The organism is Paenibacillus sp. RU5M (assembly GCF_900221055.1).
GTDB lineage: Bacteria > Bacillota > Bacilli > Paenibacillales > Paenibacillaceae > Paenibacillus > Paenibacillus marchantiae.
Genome location: NZ_OBQM01000003.1, coordinates 702,505 through 718,222 on the forward strand (window position 1 = coordinate 702,505; position 15,718 = coordinate 718,222).

16 protein-coding genes and 1 pseudogene are annotated in these 15,718 nt (G+C 38.7%); 16 read left to right on the top strand and 1 reads right to left on the bottom strand.

Annotated elements, in window-relative coordinates; genetic code table 11:
* The first annotated feature begins 149 nt into the window (after positions 1-149).
* From CRO25_RS13810 to CRO25_RS13820, 3 genes are all read left to right on the top strand, one after another.
* Positions 150-1,049, top strand: a complete 900-nt coding sequence (locus CRO25_RS13810; protein WP_063563989.1) for a toll/interleukin-1 receptor domain-containing protein — start codon at positions 150-152, stop codon at positions 1,047-1,049.
* Positions 1,050-1,266: 217 nt separating this feature from the next.
* Positions 1,267-1,962: a GNAT family N-acetyltransferase gene (locus tag CRO25_RS13815; RefSeq protein WP_079695347.1), complete on the top strand. Its 696-nt coding sequence runs from the start codon at positions 1,267-1,269 to the stop codon at positions 1,960-1,962.
* Positions 1,963-2,148: 186 nt separating this feature from the next.
* Positions 2,149-2,679 carry an AAA family ATPase gene (locus tag CRO25_RS13820; RefSeq protein ID WP_079695348.1) on the top strand — a complete coding sequence of 177 codons (531 nt, stop codon included), beginning with the start codon at positions 2,149-2,151 and terminating at the stop codon, positions 2,677-2,679.
* Positions 2,680-3,001: 322 nt separating this feature from the next.
* Here the strand turns inward: CRO25_RS13820 and CRO25_RS13830 are convergent, their stop codons facing one another.
* Positions 3,002-3,709, bottom strand: a complete 708-nt coding sequence (locus CRO25_RS13830; protein WP_079695349.1) for a CAP domain-containing protein — start codon at positions 3,707-3,709, stop codon at positions 3,002-3,004.
* A gap of 644 nt (positions 3,710-4,353) precedes the next feature.
* On the opposite strand from CRO25_RS13830, the gene CRO25_RS13835 reads away from it, so the two are divergent.
* From CRO25_RS13835 to CRO25_RS13895, 13 genes and pseudogenes are all read left to right on the top strand, one after another.
* Positions 4,354-4,875: a GNAT family N-acetyltransferase gene (locus CRO25_RS13835; protein WP_079695350.1), complete on the top strand. Its 522-nt coding sequence runs from the start codon at positions 4,354-4,356 to the stop codon at positions 4,873-4,875.
* Between the two features lie 315 nt (positions 4,876-5,190).
* Entirely contained in the window at positions 5,191-5,574 is a 384-nt protein-coding gene (locus tag CRO25_RS13840) for a nuclear transport factor 2 family protein (protein WP_079695351.1), read from the top strand.
* 192 nt (positions 5,575-5,766) lie between these two features.
* Complete coding sequence (locus CRO25_RS13845) at positions 5,767-6,534, top strand: nucleotidyltransferase domain-containing protein (RefSeq protein WP_079695352.1); 768 nt, start codon at positions 5,767-5,769, stop codon at positions 6,532-6,534.
* Positions 6,535-6,715: 181 nt separating this feature from the next.
* The gene (locus tag CRO25_RS13850; protein WP_079695353.1) at positions 6,716-7,435 is read left to right on the top strand and encodes a ferritin-like domain-containing protein; all 720 of its coding nucleotides are present in this window, start codon (positions 6,716-6,718) and stop codon (positions 7,433-7,435) included.
* A 57-nt stretch (positions 7,436-7,492) separates the two neighbouring features.
* A complete protein-coding gene (locus tag CRO25_RS13855; protein WP_079695354.1) occupies positions 7,493-8,002 on the top strand; it encodes a tetratricopeptide repeat protein in 510 nt (169 codons plus the stop codon).
* Positions 8,003-8,023: 21 nt separating this feature from the next.
* A pseudogene (locus CRO25_RS33860) lies at positions 8,024-8,266 on the top strand (hypothetical protein).
* Positions 8,267-8,405: 139 nt separating this feature from the next.
* Positions 8,406-8,753: a VOC family protein gene (locus CRO25_RS13865; protein ID WP_076290119.1), complete on the top strand. Its 348-nt coding sequence runs from the start codon at positions 8,406-8,408 to the stop codon at positions 8,751-8,753.
* Positions 8,754-8,979: 226 nt separating this feature from the next.
* The gene (locus CRO25_RS13870) at positions 8,980-9,660 is read left to right on the top strand and encodes a transcriptional regulator (protein ID WP_079695355.1); all 681 of its coding nucleotides are present in this window, start codon (positions 8,980-8,982) and stop codon (positions 9,658-9,660) included.
* A gap of 36 nt (positions 9,661-9,696) precedes the next feature.
* Positions 9,697-10,866, top strand: a complete 1,170-nt coding sequence (locus CRO25_RS13875; RefSeq protein WP_079695356.1) for a MalY/PatB family protein — start codon at positions 9,697-9,699, stop codon at positions 10,864-10,866.
* 39 nt (positions 10,867-10,905) lie between these two features.
* Positions 10,906-12,393 carry a Na+/H+ antiporter NhaC gene (gene nhaC / locus CRO25_RS13880; RefSeq protein ID WP_097115769.1) on the top strand — a complete coding sequence of 496 codons (1,488 nt, stop codon included), beginning with the start codon at positions 10,906-10,908 and terminating at the stop codon, positions 12,391-12,393.
* A gap of 78 nt (positions 12,394-12,471) precedes the next feature.
* Positions 12,472-12,855, top strand: a complete 384-nt coding sequence (locus CRO25_RS13885; RefSeq protein ID WP_079695357.1) for a RidA family protein — start codon at positions 12,472-12,474, stop codon at positions 12,853-12,855.
* A 223-nt stretch (positions 12,856-13,078) separates the two neighbouring features.
* Positions 13,079-14,131 carry a LacI family DNA-binding transcriptional regulator gene (locus CRO25_RS13890; RefSeq protein WP_079695358.1) on the top strand — a complete coding sequence of 351 codons (1,053 nt, stop codon included), beginning with the start codon at positions 13,079-13,081 and terminating at the stop codon, positions 14,129-14,131.
* Positions 14,132-14,740: 609 nt separating this feature from the next.
* Positions 14,741-15,703 (top strand): sugar ABC transporter permease, encoded by a 963-nt coding sequence (locus tag CRO25_RS13895; RefSeq protein WP_079695359.1) that lies wholly within the window; start codon positions 14,741-14,743, stop codon positions 15,701-15,703.
* The last annotated feature ends 15 nt before the right edge of the window (positions 15,704-15,718 follow it).

Genomic DNA, 15,718 nt, shown 5'->3' on the forward strand with positions numbered 1-15,718 from the left:
TCATCTAACATAATATTCAAGCAGCGGCTCCTTCGGAGCCTTGGTCTGTGAGAAGGATTTCTAAGAGGAATTTCAGCAGACAACCTCTTCGGGGTTCATGAATACAGGAACGGTAGCCGAAATTCTTGCAAATAAAAGGAGAAATAAAAATGCCTAGTATATTTCTTAGTCATACAAGTATTGACAAGCCATTTGTAGAAAAACTTGCAAGAGATTTAAAAAGAATAGGTGTTAATGTTTGGTTTGATAAGTGGGAAATAAAAATCGGTGATTCTATTACATGGAAAATTGAAGAGGGAATTAGAGAGAACGAATTTCTAGGGATAGTATTATCACCAGAAGCGCTAAATTCAGAGTGGGTTAAGAGTGAGCTAGGGGCTGCATGGGTAAAGCAAATGCAAACAAAAAAAGTTTTTGTCTTGCCGATTTTTTATAGAGAATGTCAGATACCATATTTTTTATCAGATCGCAGATTTGCAGATTTCAGAAGTGATTATGAAAGTGGTTTTAGTGAATTAGCTACTATATTTGGCATTGAAGAAACAGAAGCAATAACACAAGATAACTGGAGAAAGTTTGTAAAAAACAAGAAAGTTAATTGGAAAAAATATAAAATTAAAGAATTTGAACAATTAGTAACAACATTAGTTGATAGAGCGTATGACTACAAGTGGTCTGCGTGGGTTGGTGGTACTGCCAATGAATACTCCATAACTTTTTATTGCTCTATTAAACAGGAGAATGCGTATTTAAGCAAATCTATCTCAATTAAGTTAGTTGGAGAAAGTAATGCTTATATGGTAAGTTTTAAGAATGAATCAAATCCTAATAACATTAAAGTAAGTCATTTCGATACATACATTGGCAACTCGGTTGACGCATGTGATGAGTACGTATGGAGATTTATAGATGACTTTAATTCGGAAAATGGTACTCCAACCGGTAAGCCTTATTATCATACTGAACGATTTTCAAGAGGTAATGAAATCCATGAAGCAGCAAAAGAGATCATTAATAAGTTTAATTGGTACAAAGGAGATAAGTTGTAAGTGGTGCAAAGAAGAAAATAACATCGTCTAACAAAGTATTCACGCGTCGTTCTAACTCCATCGGTCCGCAGGAGATTTTGGCAGGGGAGTAGTTTCAGCGGACAAGTCCTGCGAGCCTAAGTCTGACGACCCGTTCCCTCCAGTCACTTAAGGCTCTCGGTTCGTGAATACCCAAACGTTATCCGAAATACTTGAAAAATAAGGAGATTAATACGATATGTATATTGAATTTGAAACATTTGAAAACGGATTAATGAAAATTGAAATTTCACCTCAAGTTAAATTGGTGACATATGGTAGGCTGTTCGAATTCCCAGAGATAAAGCTTGATGAATATACTCCAATATATCACTCTATAAAACTTGTATATCCACTTGATCTTATTGAATTGGAATACTCTTTAACCGAGGAGATTGAGAATCAAATTAAAGCTAAATACTATGTAGAAGATAATCAAATAATAATTGCAAGTTTAAACATTACTGAATTTCCAGATAATTGGAAAAAGGAGATGGAAACATCATGGTTTAATTGGTTAGATGTTCTAGATGGGGATCACGCTATAATTGGTGCAAGGGCAGATCAAATAGTTGATGAAGATGTTTACAATGAACATTTTCATTTTGGAAGTTTATACTATATACAACGGTTAGATGTTCACCCTAATTTTAGAGGGGAAGAGATTGGAATAAAGTTGATTAACCATACATTCAAGTATTTGTTAAGAAATGCTCAAGGTATTGTTTTCTTAATTGCTAAGCCAATGCAGTCAAAGCTTTCAGAATCTCAGTTAGACTTTAACAGTTCAAGTAGACTATCAAGATATTACAAACGGTGTGGTTTTAAGAGGGTAACAAAAGAAAGAAGTAAATCTATTTTAATGGAAGTACAAGTAAACAAAATGAAAATTTGAAAGCAAATCGAAGAAGTCAAGTACTTCGTCTAACATAATATTCAAACAGCGGCTCCTCACGCAGCCTTGGTCTGCTGGATGGATTTCGAAGAGGAATTTCAGCAGACAACCCCTTTGGGGTTCGTGAATACAAGAACGTTATCCGAAAGACTCGCAAATACTATTAATTAAGATAGAGGTGTATGTATGTTTTTTTTACAGATGTCAGGATTCCCTGGTTCAGGAAAGTCGACATTAGCAAGACAGATTAGCCAAACAACTGGGGCTGTCATTGTTGATCATGACATTTCTAAAACAGTAATCTTAAAATCGCTATCATCACAAGGATACACAATGGAAGGTAAAGTAATAGGACAACTGTCCTATGATGTAGATTGGTCGTTGGTGGATTATTATTTATCGAATGGACATAGCGTGATCATGGATAGTCCTTGTTTGTACAGCAATTTATTAGAAACTGGGCTTGAATTAGCGAGAAAACACAAAAAGAAATATAAGTATGTGGAATGTTATGTCGAAGACATTGAATTAATTCGAAATCGATTAAAAAATCGAGAAAGACTTTTGAGTCAAATCGAAGCACCATCATCAGAAGAAGGTTTTTATAGAGCTTTAATAAACAGTAAAAAACCAGAAGAAGAGAATTATATAGTGGTAGATTCATCGAAACCAATCGCAGAATACTTGTCAAAAGTCCTAGAATACATAAACGAATGAAAACAAAAGTAAAGACGATGAAAGCAGAATCAAGAAGGCAAGTCCATTGGATAACACAGTATCTACGTCGCCCTCGGAAATGTCTGGGTTGGAAAACCGCTCACGAATCTTTCACAGAGGAACTGTCGCACTTGGTTTGACAATCTATCACATAAAAAGGGTAGGTGAAATTAATGCAAATAAGATGAAGATGGATAAGATTTACAATTTAATCCGGTTCGAGGAAACAAAAAAACTGGTGGCGTATGCAGGATCTGTAAGTATCAAAAACCTGACATAAATTGCGGGTTTTTGATACTTTATTGTTGGGAGATGAAAGGCGCTACCCAGTAAATTCCTGAACCCATGTGTTGTTATAATAAGCAATACCGATATGAGTATAACTATTATTCAGTATATTTGCTTTGTGGCCAGGGCTATTCATCCACTCCTTCATAACCTGAGTAGGGGTGGTTTGCCCTTTTGCGATGTTTTCTCCAGCGGTATTATATGTGATCCCGAATTCATTCATCATATCGAAGGGGGATCCATGTGTTGGCGAATTATGATCAAAGTAACTGTTGTTGTACATGTCCTGTGCCTTGACCATAGCCACATTTGACAATTCTTCATTCCTACTCAAGGAACTTAATCCTGTTTTGGCCCTTTCTTGATTGACTAGATCCAGAACCTGCTGCTCAAAATCGGTTTTATCCGTAGTATTTTTTTTACCTTCCTGTACTTGTCCTGTTGGCTCCTTATTTTCAGGATTTCCTGCAGGTGCCTGGTTTACTGGATTTCCATCCGGTGTTCGAACCAGATCCAACAAATCCAATGGAATTCCATTTTGGGCTTCTTTTGTTGTAATAGATCTCTCTTGCCAAGATGTAGCTGTTGATGATGCCTGTGTGAGGACAGAGTTTGGTGCAGCAGCATGATCATGAATTGAAATTTGTTTTTGCTCAGGAGTCACTTGTTTTTGCATCATATTGTTATGGGACGAACAGCCTGCCACCAATAATATTATTATTAAAACGAAAAACTTTGCCATTTGCCGACCTCCTAGATCCGTTAGTTAATGAAGTTCCCTGATTTATGTTTTCCTGTATGCCATTTACTTATTCCTAATATGCTTCTCTCCTTTTCCAGTACTTTTTTATGATCGATACCATTTAGATAGCCTTGTCTTTTTTTGTGTCTCGAGGAAAGCGTGTTGCCAATGGTTATGGATAAAGAAGGCCATATCGGGTCATAAATGCATCACGGGATGAATGTTATCTATTTCAATGGGATTCCTGATGATTGGAGTATTTCGATGGATAATTGGGAGAATCTATTCAAACTAATAGACAATTTTATAGAATATAAACCATATGCTGCATCATATAAAACAAACTGAAAGCAAATATTTGATAATTCGATGAAGTCAGCAACTGCGTTTAACACACTATTCAAGCTGTAGGGCTATCGCCCCTTGATTGAAATGTGTATAATTATGGAAGAAATCTCAGTCAACAAACGCCCCAGCCTAAGATAAGAGCTATCTAAGGCCGGGGCGTTTCGTGAATACAAGAAAGTTATGAGAAATCACCGTAAATAAATTACAAGATAGGAACTGTATAATGCTACTCATTATATACAGTTATGGCTAAGTGCTTGAAATATTCGTTTTAACAATCTTATGAGGTGGTTATTATGCAAATAAGAAAAGCAACGATTAATGATGCAGAAGGCATTGCAAAAGTTCATGTGGATAGTTGGAGAACAACTTACAAAGGTATTATTCCAGATGAATTCTTATATAATCTATCATATAAAAAAAGAACTGAATTATGGATCGAAAATATTGAAAGAGAAGATAATTTTGTAGTTATAGCAGAAAACCCAGAAGGAGAAATTATTGGATTTGCAGATTCTTGGAAGAGAGAAACAAATATAATAGCCAATTCTAGTGATTTAACATCTATATACATACTTAAGGAATATCACGGAAGAGGTTTAGGGAAAGAATTACTTAAACAACTATTTCTACAATTTAAATTCTTAGGCTATCAAAAGATATTTGTTGAAGTTCTAGAAGATAATAATACACGATATTTCTATGAACATTATGGAGCTAAATTATGTAAATCAATTCAAATAATAATCGGAGGAAAAGTTCTAAATGAATTAATTTATGAATGGGATAACATTGATGAGGTTTTAGCGAAATTATAAGTTTATTAAACTCTAATTGAAATAAAACCGGATTTAATAATATTCTTGTATTTCATTGGAGTCGATGACATCTCATAACATTATATTCACGCTGCGGGCCTGGTGAGGCCCTGGGTCGACCGGAACAAGAGAAGCAGATTCATAACGAGGCGAAATTCAGTAGAACGGAAGCGGACTCAGGCGACCCACTGAGAGGCTAGGTCCTGACGGACCCAGTCGCTACGTTCCTTTGAGCCTCTCGGATTCGTGAATACAGCAACGTTATCTAAAATCAGGACAAATATGTAATATCAAAATCTAGGAGTGTGATTCGACTTGGAGAACTCAAATTTAAAAGATCTTATTGAAAAATACCTGAGCGCATATAATACGTTTAACATTGATGGAATGATAGGAGTTTTGAATGAAAATATTCATTTTCGAAACATTTCTAAAGGTGAAGTGAATTCGGAAACAAAGGGGATTCAGGAATTTCGCACATTAGCAGAGCAGTCAATTCAGGTATTTTCTCAAAGGCGTCAAGTAATAAAGAACATTATTTTGGCAGGAGATAAAGCAGAGGTTGACATTGATTATGAGGGAATATTGTCCAGTGATCTCCCTAATGGAATGAAGGCAGGAGAAACATTAAAACTTCAAGGGAAATCAATATTTCAAATGAAAGATAAGAAGTTAATACTGATTGAAGATCATAGTTGAAACATTATTGAAAGTTATTCATAGATTACCCTGAAATCAGATAACAATATATTCACGCATCGAGCATGCGCCCTCGGTCCTGCAGAAGTATTTCAGGGAAGCAGAGGCTTGCCGGACACACTTGGCATTTGCCAAGCGTCATGAATACAACAACGTTAGCCGAAAGAAGTTCTTATTTTAGGAGGAGTCTATATGATATTAGAAAAAGTTATAAATAGAATTGTAATACAAAATGAATATAAGGATTTTGTTGATAAGTATGTAGATCTTATACTTAGCGAATTTAAAGGTAAGATTCATAGCATTTATATGTGTGGCTCGATTCCCAAAGGAACGGCTACACCTTTTAAGTCAGATGCAGACTTTACTATTGTATGTGTAAATCCCAAAGATGTTGATTACGAAAGATTGTCAAATATTAAAGACAGGCTTTTGGAAGAATATCCAGTCCTAACTAAGATCGATACGATTATTTGCTCGATTGACGATGTATTAAGTAAACCACATGAGTGGGGTTTTTGGGTTAAGATCATTTGTGTTTGCATACATGGGGATGACATTGGTGAAAAAGTACCCCCGATCATGATTTCTCCAGAATTCATTTTAGACTTAAATACAGAGACCAAGGAGGAAGTGGATCGTGTACATCGTTCACTTTCTAATGCTAGTGATAACACTATGAAAACTAGATATATTAAAGGTTACTCTAAGAGATTAATTCGTGCATTATACTCTTTGGTTTTAGAACATACAGGGGTATGGCAAGATGATATTATTAAGATGAAGAATGCCATATTAAACTATTGTGAGATTGACTCCGCTTTAGTTGATTATCTGTATGCTTGTTACTTGGATAGTGATGTACTTGTTGAAGAGTTTCTGGGAATTGCAGATGAAGTATATAGCTATTTTGAGAACGCCTTAAATGCAATGGCTGCTTCCAAAACTTCTGTCGACTAACATTGCTCGGGGTCACTCTGAGAAGCGAGTGAGCCCATCCAGCCCGCTAAACCCATCGGGACGTTACTGCATTAGGTGTTCGGCAAGCCTCACAACTATAAGCAGCGACTCTAAGGGGCCAGGACGTCGTCAATACAAAACGGTTATCTGACATAAACCTATTACATTTTAGGAGCAAATAATGAATATCACTTTCTCGAAATGGGTGCAATATTATCGGAGAAATAATCAAAACCTCAAATATATTCATTGGGATGACAACTATAAATTAACAACTAATGAAAGAGAAATAATCATTAAGTCAATTCAACAGTTTCAATTAGGAGAAAACTCTGAAGGTAAATATCTAATTAAACGTGCGCAAGAATATGTACATCAGACACAAGATCAGGATTACTATGAAGCACTTATAGAATTCATTAAAGAAGAACAGAGGCACGCTAGAGATCTAGGCAGATTTATGAAGGTACAGGGAATCCCGCTCCTTCGTAGACATTGGGTGGACAATGTATTTAGAAGATTACGTCGATATGCGAGTCTAGAACAATCAGTCATTGTTCTATTAACTGCTGAGATCATTGCTAAGTTGTACTATAAAGCCTTGCAAAAATCTACAAAGTCAGAAGTATTAATCGATTTATGTAATCAGATTTTAAGTGATGAGGAGAAACATGTTCAGTTTCAATCCGAAACGCTTCAACAATTTGCTCAAAATAGAAACGTTCTTTTTAACAGAATAGTTTATATCCTTCGTAGAATCCTTTTTGAAGGAACGCTAATTATAGTGTGGTATCAACATAAGCCTGTATTTAAAGCTGGGGGATATAAACTCAAAAGTTATTACTATGAATGCCGTCATGAGTTTAACTTAACAAAGAAGATTATAGCTAATGCACAGTAGAGGTTTACGTCAGATAACATTATATCCAAGATTTCAAAAAGAGAGGTAAATGTAAAAATGAAAAGAGAACTTTTGGATAAGGCCATACAACTTCGCGAAGAGGGACGAGCTAAGCAGGATCAAGCGATACTTGCTGAAGCGCGTACAATGCTTTTAGATTTGCTTTTCACTTACCCAGACGATGCGGAAATCAATTTTCAGACGGCTGTTGCTCATGACAATTCAGGACTAGGAAAAGAAGCCATTCCATTTTATGTTCGAGCTATTGAACAAGGACTATCCGGGCCGGATCTTGAAAGAGCCTTGCTTGGTCTGGGAAGCACATATCGATATTTAGGATTTTATCAGGAAGCAGAGGAAACATTGCGTCGAGGTGTAAAAGAGTTCCCTGATCATAGAGGCCTTCAAGTGTTTCTGGCGATCTCTCTTTATAATACGGGAAAATACAAAGAATCAACTGAACTTCTTTTAGCTAATTTGCTAGAAACAACTTCAGATGAAAAACTTCAGTATTTTAGCAGACCGATCCAATACTATGCACAACATCTTGATGAAACCTGGGGATGAGTTAAGAAGGGAGTTGTTCATATTAGTAATATAGACAAGCGAAATAGACTGAGTGAGGAAGTTTTCTCTTATAAATTAACGTAGGACAATAAAGTCTTTATATACTGGAATGGAAAGCAAGTTTCAATATTATCCGGCAAGGCAAGTAATAAATTTTTAAATTCAATTGAAGGTAAAGATCATAAGGAAATACAGTTAGTCATGGCAAAGATTACTGGGAATTTTATACGCGGCAATGAGAAAGATAACAAATCTGAGCAGTAAAATGCAGCTGATGCATGAAGGTCTGACATCTCATAATGCCATAGCGCGTTGAGGGCATCCTGTTAGGTGATTAAGGTTGTTGGATTCGGGATATATCTAATCTAATGGATATTTAAATGATAGACAGGAGCTGGAAACGATGATAAAAGGCTTCGGAGGGATTTTCTGGAGAACTAAAAATCTTGAAGTGATAAGAAAATGGTACAGTGATGTGCTGAAGATTGAAATAGAAAATTGGAATGGGACTGTGATCAAACCCGAACCAGGTAATGAGACTATCTTTTCTTTCTTTTCGGAGGATGACAGTTATTTTCCGACAGAACAACAAGTGATGTTAAATTTCCAAGTGCATGATCTAAACGAGACTATTCAACATCTTGAACATATTGGGGTACCTCTTGTTAAGAAAAAAGAGATTAGTGAATATGGAAAATTTGTCTGGATTGAAGATCCTGAAGGTCGACTGATTGAGCTTTGGGAAAAATAACGCGTTGTAATTCAGTTGTGTTATTGACTCAATGTTCGAGAAAATGAGTGAGAAGCTTGCACAGGTCACAGGAGTGATCGTGCAGGCTTTTTTTTGTTTAATTGAGGGTCATCTAAAAAAAAAGTTGAAAGCGTTTTATAGGTGTGATAATATTTTATTAAGATAATAATTTATTATTTGTACAATAAAAATACATTGTTGAATGAAGAGAAGGGAGTTCGAATTGATGGGGAGTGAGAATCGGCAGTATCTGGAGAGATTTTTTCCGATCGCTTCATTTATTGCGGCAATTATAGGACCTAAATGTGAAGTCGTCGTACATGATATCAGTGATCCGGAGCACTCTATTGTTTTTATTGAGAACGGTTATATTAGCGGACGTGAAGTAGGCGATGCATCCACTGACCTTGTTTTGAAAATCCTCAAATCGGAAGCTTATCATGAGGAACAGTATATAGCCAACTACAAAGCGTCAGGCAAATTCGGTCAGAGTTTCCGATCGTCTACCTACTATATAAAAAATGATGAGAATAAGCTGGTTGGGCTGCTCTGCCTGAATATAGACGTTACTCATATGGAAGTAGCGGCTGAATGGGTTCAACATATTTTACAAGGAGGACCTAACCCGTATGTAATGCCTGCTGCTGCTGAAAAGTCGAAGGAAGAAAAGCAAACAACGGAGTACCTGCAGGGAAATGCAGATGATCTGCTGCAGCATATGATAACTTCGGTTATTGGCAAATTAAAAATTCCGCCGGAACGTTTGTCATCGCAGGAGAAGATTGAAGTTGTACGCGAATTAAACGAGCTTGGAGTTTTTTTACTGAAAGGCGGCGTTTCACAGGTAGCAGATTCTTTATCAATATCTGAACCTACAGTATATCGCTATTTACAAAAGCTGAAATAAACAGAAATCCAGATGGAAAACAAGAAGGTGAGATACATGAGCTATAACTTTGATCAAGTGATTAGCAGAGTAGGTACCAATAGCGCGAAGTGGGACGGGGTTGTGAACAGTTTGGGGGACGATATGATCGTTCTCTCTGTTGCGGATATGGATATCCAAGCGCCTCCTCAAGTCGTGAATAAGGTGAGCGAGATGGCGCGGCACGGAATCTACGGATATACCGATGCGTTCCCTCCGTATTATGAGGTCGTACAACAATGGCTTGATAAAGCTTACAGATGGGATGTACCGCAAGAATGGATTGTGTTCTGCCCGCGAATTGTACAGGCTGTATCGATTATAATCGAGAGATTCACAGAACCTGGTGACCGAATTTTGATGCATACTCCGACATATCAACCTATCGCTAATGCTGTTGAAATTAATCATAGAAAACTAGTGGAAAGCCGGCTGCTGCTTAGAGATGGACGATATGAGATCGACTTTGATGATATGGAGTGCCAAATGAGTGCAGGGGTCAAGATTGTTCTGTTAATCTCTCCACATAATCCGACCGGGCGTGTATGGACAAAGGAGGAATTGGAACGTATAGCCGAGCTCTGCATTCGTTATGATGCCCTGCTCGTATCGGATGATATCCATGCCGATTTTATTCACGAAGGACATGAGCATACGATTATCGCGAAATTATCAGAGCAGATTGCGGAGCGTTCCATTATTTGCACTTCGCCAGGTAAAACCTTTAACTTAGCAAGTCTTGAAATCTCTAATATTGTGATCCCGAATATGCAGTTAAGAGAGCGATTCCAACTTGGGTTACGACAGGCCGGCATTCATAATCCTACTTTTTTTGCCATCCCTGCTTTGGAAGTGGCTTATACGGAGTGTGATGATTGGCTTAACGAGCTTCGATTTTATATTAAGGACAATATTTCATTTACGGAAGATTTTTTTGCTGAGCATATGCCTGAACTAAAAATAGTGAGAGCAGAAGGAACCTACCTTCTGTGGGTAGATTGTACGGCCCTTAGCAGAAATGAAAGCGATTTAATGGAATGGATTCAACAAAAGAGCCGGGTTAGCGTCAGTTTTGGTTCGTCCTTTGGCGTGGATGGCGAAGGATTTATTCGCCTGAATCTCGGTGCTCCTAGGGCACTATTGCAAGAGGCTTTTGAGCGAATGGTCAGCAATTACCCTTTAAAGTAACAGATAACTTCTTACATCATCGATAGGGGGAACCTTACAATGGCTATGCCAAATAAGGAAAAGACGGTTAAGCAACCTACTCTGTTTTTAGCTTTATTACCGATTGTTACTATGGTTTTACTGTTATGTTTAGGATATGTTCTATTCGAATTGCCGCCTGAGCCGTTAATCATTATATCCACAGTAGTTGCCGGAATTATCGCTATTAAGCTGGGTCACAACTATGACGACATTATGAATTCCATCGCACAAAAGATCGCAAAGACCATGCCGGCTATCTTAATCCTGATTACTGTCGGTTTTATGATTGGCGCCTGGATGATCGGCGGTACGATACCGATGATGATCTATTATGGACTTGATATTATTAATCCGCAATTTTTGCTGATTACGGCATTCTTGGTCACTTCCATTGTCTCCTTATGTACAGGAACCTCTTGGGGATCGGCAGGTACGATCGGGATAGCATTTATGGGAGTAGGAGCTGGTCTGGATGCAAATCTGGCTGCTGTTGCAGGTGCAGTCGTAGCTGGAGCCTATTTTGGAGACAAACTGTCCCCTTTATCAGATACAACAAACTTGGCAGCGCTGTCAACAGGAGTTAACTTGTATGAACATATAGGTCATTTGCTGTATACCACGGTCCCATCATTTATCGTAGCTGGAGCGGTCTTCTTAATCACTGGTTTTAATAGCGGTGGCTCGGATATGGCTATTCCTGAGAAGGTTGTTACGATTATGGATACTTTAAGTACAGTGTTCAACTGGAATTTATTATTACTGCTTCCGGTATTGATCGTATTGTACGGTTCAATTCGCAAAAAACCTACCATACCGGTGATGCTGATTTCCTCTTTTGTAGCAATGGCATGTGGCATGATCTTTCAAGGCTTCACACTGCATGATGTAATTTCTTCCGTCATTAATGGATTCGATGTAGCTATGATTAACGTTCAAGGCTTCGATGCCGCTACAGTGATTTCAGATATTCCTAGGTTGCTGAACCGCGGTGGGATGAACTCCATGATGGGAACATTGTTGATTTGCTTCTGTGCCATTACCTTCGCCGGTACCATTTCGTTGACCAAATCTTTGGAATTGATTGTAGGTAAGATCCTTAAATTTGTACATTCGACAGGATCGCTAATTTTGGCAACAATTGCTACCGGTCTGACGATGATCGGGGTAACGAGTAATGGGCAGGTATCGATCCTGATGCCTGGTGAAATGCTGCGAGAGGCTTACATTCGCCGCGGACTGCATCCGAAGAACCTGGGTAGAACCATTGAGGACTCCGCTACCATTATTGAACCGATCTTACCGTGGACCGCAGCAGGGGCTTATATGGCTGGTACGCTTGGCGTCGCAACTCTGTCATATTTGCCTTGGGCAGTCCTCTGCTGGACGAGTATTATCTTTGCGATCATATGGGGTTTTACAGGCTTTGGAATCACCAAGCTGACTCCAGAGCAGCAGCAGGAAATGCTCAAGGAATATGATGATGCAAAAGCAGCCAAATCATTATAAGAGGGGGGATCACACTCCTCGCTTGTGTAACAGAAAAAAAAAAGCGTATTAATGCGTGGATAAAGGGAGAGAATTTCTATGACAAAACAAGAGAGAAAATCAATCGCAACTTCAAACGCTCCAGGTGCTATCGGTCCTTATTCACAGGCTGTACAATTTGGGAATATGATGATTACTTCCGGGCAGCTTGGAATGAATGCTGCAGGAGAGTTTCCGGATTCTGTATCGGAGCAGGCGAAGCAATCGCTAACTAATGTGAAGGCAATTTTGGAAGCTGCAGATTATGCCATGGAGCATGTAGTGAAAACGACGGTATTTCTAAAAGACATGAACGATTTCCAAACTGTTAATGAAGTATATGCGACTTTCTTTGCGGAGCCTTATCCGGCACGTAGCGCCGTTGAGGTTGCAAAGCTGCCGAAGGACGGACTTGTGGAGATTGAAGTGATCGCGGTAAAATAACTAGTATTCGATGAGCCTCCGGGAAACCGGAGGCTTTTTTATCGTACAGATTGTCAAACAATTTAAAAGCTTATGAAAAGTGGCAAAAATCGCGTGTTGACAGTATAACGGTACTTGTATGGCGGCTTGTTTAATTGACGCCAAAATATTACAATATTATGATATGATCATTGCTAAACATAAATTTTGGCTCCAAATGAAGAGAGCAAGGGGAGGTGCTGTAATGCCAAAATTAAAAGATATCGCAGAACGTGTAGGCGTATCCATATCAACGGTTTCGCGTGCGATCAGCAATGATACCAATCGACCGGTCAATGAAGGGACAAAGCGAAAAATTAGGGAAGCTGCTCTTGAGTTGGGATACAATTTGGATGAATCCTCCAAATCCATTGGCAAAGAGATTACCTCAGCCAAACGGATAGCTTGTATCGTGCCACAGATTTTGATGGATGATCATCCGTACTTTTCACAGGTACTGACAGGTTTTCACGTTAAAATGACGGAACTGGGACTGCCTCCAGCAATTGTCCGCACTTGCGAAGAACTTAGTGACACTGAACGGATAAAGATGATGCTTCAGGAAACGGGTACTCAAGGTATAGTCGCAATCAGCTGGTACGATGAAAAATTGTTTGAGCTGCTTGAGCAAGAGAATATCACTGTATTGGGTGTAAGTCTCAATGACGAAAGGCTTACTGTACCGGTCGTTGACTGTGACCGAATATTTTCTGCCCGCACAGCAGTCCGTCATTTGATCGAGCAAGGCCATACCCGGATTGGGTTTATCGGTGGCCCCGCATATTCGGAACAAATAGAGAGCGAAGAAAGATACGTCGGTTATAAATTTGCCATGCTGGAAGCAAACCTGAGTCTGAATGAACATTGGATTATCAACACCAACTGGAATGTGAATCTCAGCTACAGCAGATTGACGGATCTCCTGACCGAGACGCCCAAGTCTGATTGGCCGACGGCAATTTTTTGTGCAAGTGATATGCTCGCTATTCCTGCGATGCGGGCAGTGGTTGAACAAAATGGCCGTATTCCTCAAGATATAGCTTTCGTGGGCATGGATAATATTTCTATGGCGCAGTATACAACCCCACCTCTGACGTCCGTGCAAGTTCCAAAATATGAAATCGGCAAAGTAGCAGCACAATTAATTAACGATTATCTGGAAGGACGTTATTCATCTCTCCATAAAGTGTTGTTGCCCAGCACCCTTATTGTGAGGGAATCATCTGTTTATGATCGTACAAATCGTACGAATGACTAGATAGTTGTGTGATATTTTGTTACATATGAATCCAGATAACTTTAATATAAAACCTACGAGGAATACATCCACGTGGGTTTTTCTTGTTTTATTTAGCCAAATTTAATCCAAATAAAGCCAAAAAAATGTTTGACAACTGTCTGTGGGCTATATTATGATGTATGAAATTAAGCGTTTGGATTTGTTCTCTATGTTTTTGGATTTAGCCAGAAGCTAAGATTATATGTTAAACCAAATTATTGATTGCGCTTTCATCCCCATAAAATCAATGTTTATATAAAATATACAAGAAACCTCTAAAACTCTTATAACCTATTATCCAAACTGATACCTTCCCATTTACATATAATATATTCCAAACTAGCACCAAATATATATCCAAATATATATCCAAAAAATAAATCCCCTTGCGGTAGATGATGAACTCATTTATTAACGTTATCCACTCACTTTGTGTAATAACTTCTAACATATAAGTACTTCAAATCAAATCTCAGAAATCAAAAAAGAAAGGTGGGAACTGCTTCGAGCAGCGTAAGGACGCTGGTGGTTTAACACAAAGACATTTTGCCAGGCAGAATTGTAGTAACGATTCCAGGGGGGATGTTCATGGCCAATACAACTGTACAACCTGCAATGAATGCAGTACATGAAAAGAAGAGAAGAAGACGTCAAAAGTGGAACCCGATTTTACGAAATTGGCAGCTTTATTTGTTAATCTCACCAGTTGTTGCTTATTACCTTGTCTTTCAGTACTTGCCGATGTATGGCATTCAAATCGCGTTTAAGGATTTCATTGCAACGAAGGGAATCTGGGGAAGCCCCTGGGTCGGTTTTGAACATTTTGAACGTTTTTTTCACAGTTATTTCTTCTGGAGATTAATTAAAAATACGCTTGGACTTGGGTTGTACAGCTTGGCAGTAGGTTTTCCAGTCCCTATCATTTTGGCGCTTCTGATGAATGAGGTAAGGGCGGAAAAGTTTAAAAAATTTGTTCAGACCATTACCTATGCGCCGCACTTCCTATCAACCGTCGTGGTCGTAGGCATGATGATGATGTTTTTATCGCCGCGATACGGAATCATTAATCACTTCATTGGTATGTTTGGCGGTAATCCCATTAATTTCTTGTCTGAGCCTTCCTGGTTCAAGACCTTGTTTGTGATGTCGGATGTATGGCAGACCATGGGCTGGAGCTCGATTATTTATTTGGCGGCATTAGCCGGCGTGGACTCTCAGCTTCATGAAGCAGCGCGTGTGGATGGGGCAACCCGGTTGCAGCGGATATGGCATATTAATATACCAAGTATTATGCCGACAATTATCATTTTGTTCATTTTAAATATCGGAAGCATCATGGGTATTGGTTTCGAGAAAGTCCTGCTGATGCAGAACACACTGAATTTAGAAACCTCGGACATTATCTCTACCTACGTTTACCGGAGCGGGATACAAGATGCTGAATACAGCTTCTCGGCGGCGATTGGTCTGTTTAACTCCATAATCAATTTCATCTTATTAGTTACTGTTAACCAGATCTCAAAACGTATGAGTGAAACGAGCCTATGGTAAGGGGGTTGCTGATGC

What these genes read in the sequence shown, in the direction of transcription:
- CRO25_RS13820 (WP_079695348.1), top strand. Translation starts at nt 2,149, where the DNA reads ATGTTTTTTTTACAGATGTCAGGATTCCCTGGTTCAGGAAAGTCGACA.
- CRO25_RS13845 (WP_079695352.1), top strand. Translation starts at nt 5,767, where the DNA reads ATGATATTAGAAAAAGTTATAAATAGAATTGTAATACAAAATGAATAT.
- CRO25_RS13815 (WP_079695347.1), top strand. Translation starts at nt 1,267, where the DNA reads ATGTATATTGAATTTGAAACATTTGAAAACGGATTAATGAAAATTGAA.
- CRO25_RS13830 (WP_079695349.1), bottom strand. Translation starts at nt 3,709, where the DNA reads ATGGCAAAGTTTTTCGTTTTAATAATAATATTATTGGTGGCAGGCTGT.
- CRO25_RS13855 (WP_079695354.1), top strand. Translation starts at nt 7,493, where the DNA reads ATGAAAAGAGAACTTTTGGATAAGGCCATACAACTTCGCGAAGAGGGA.
- CRO25_RS13870 (WP_079695355.1), top strand. Translation starts at nt 8,980, where the DNA reads ATGGGGAGTGAGAATCGGCAGTATCTGGAGAGATTTTTTCCGATCGCT.
- nhaC (WP_097115769.1), top strand. Translation starts at nt 10,906, where the DNA reads ATGGCTATGCCAAATAAGGAAAAGACGGTTAAGCAACCTACTCTGTTT.
- CRO25_RS13810 (WP_063563989.1), top strand. Translation starts at nt 150, where the DNA reads ATGCCTAGTATATTTCTTAGTCATACAAGTATTGACAAGCCATTTGTA.
- CRO25_RS13850 (WP_079695353.1), top strand. Translation starts at nt 6,716, where the DNA reads ATGAATATCACTTTCTCGAAATGGGTGCAATATTATCGGAGAAATAAT.
- CRO25_RS13895 (WP_079695359.1), top strand. Translation starts at nt 14,741, where the DNA reads ATGGCCAATACAACTGTACAACCTGCAATGAATGCAGTACATGAAAAG.
- CRO25_RS13875 (WP_079695356.1), top strand. Translation starts at nt 9,697, where the DNA reads ATGAGCTATAACTTTGATCAAGTGATTAGCAGAGTAGGTACCAATAGC.
- CRO25_RS13835 (WP_079695350.1), top strand. Translation starts at nt 4,354, where the DNA reads ATGCAAATAAGAAAAGCAACGATTAATGATGCAGAAGGCATTGCAAAA.
- CRO25_RS13865 (WP_076290119.1), top strand. Translation starts at nt 8,406, where the DNA reads ATGATAAAAGGCTTCGGAGGGATTTTCTGGAGAACTAAAAATCTTGAA.
- CRO25_RS13890 (WP_079695358.1), top strand. Translation starts at nt 13,079, where the DNA reads ATGCCAAAATTAAAAGATATCGCAGAACGTGTAGGCGTATCCATATCA.
- CRO25_RS13885 (WP_079695357.1), top strand. Translation starts at nt 12,472, where the DNA reads ATGACAAAACAAGAGAGAAAATCAATCGCAACTTCAAACGCTCCAGGT.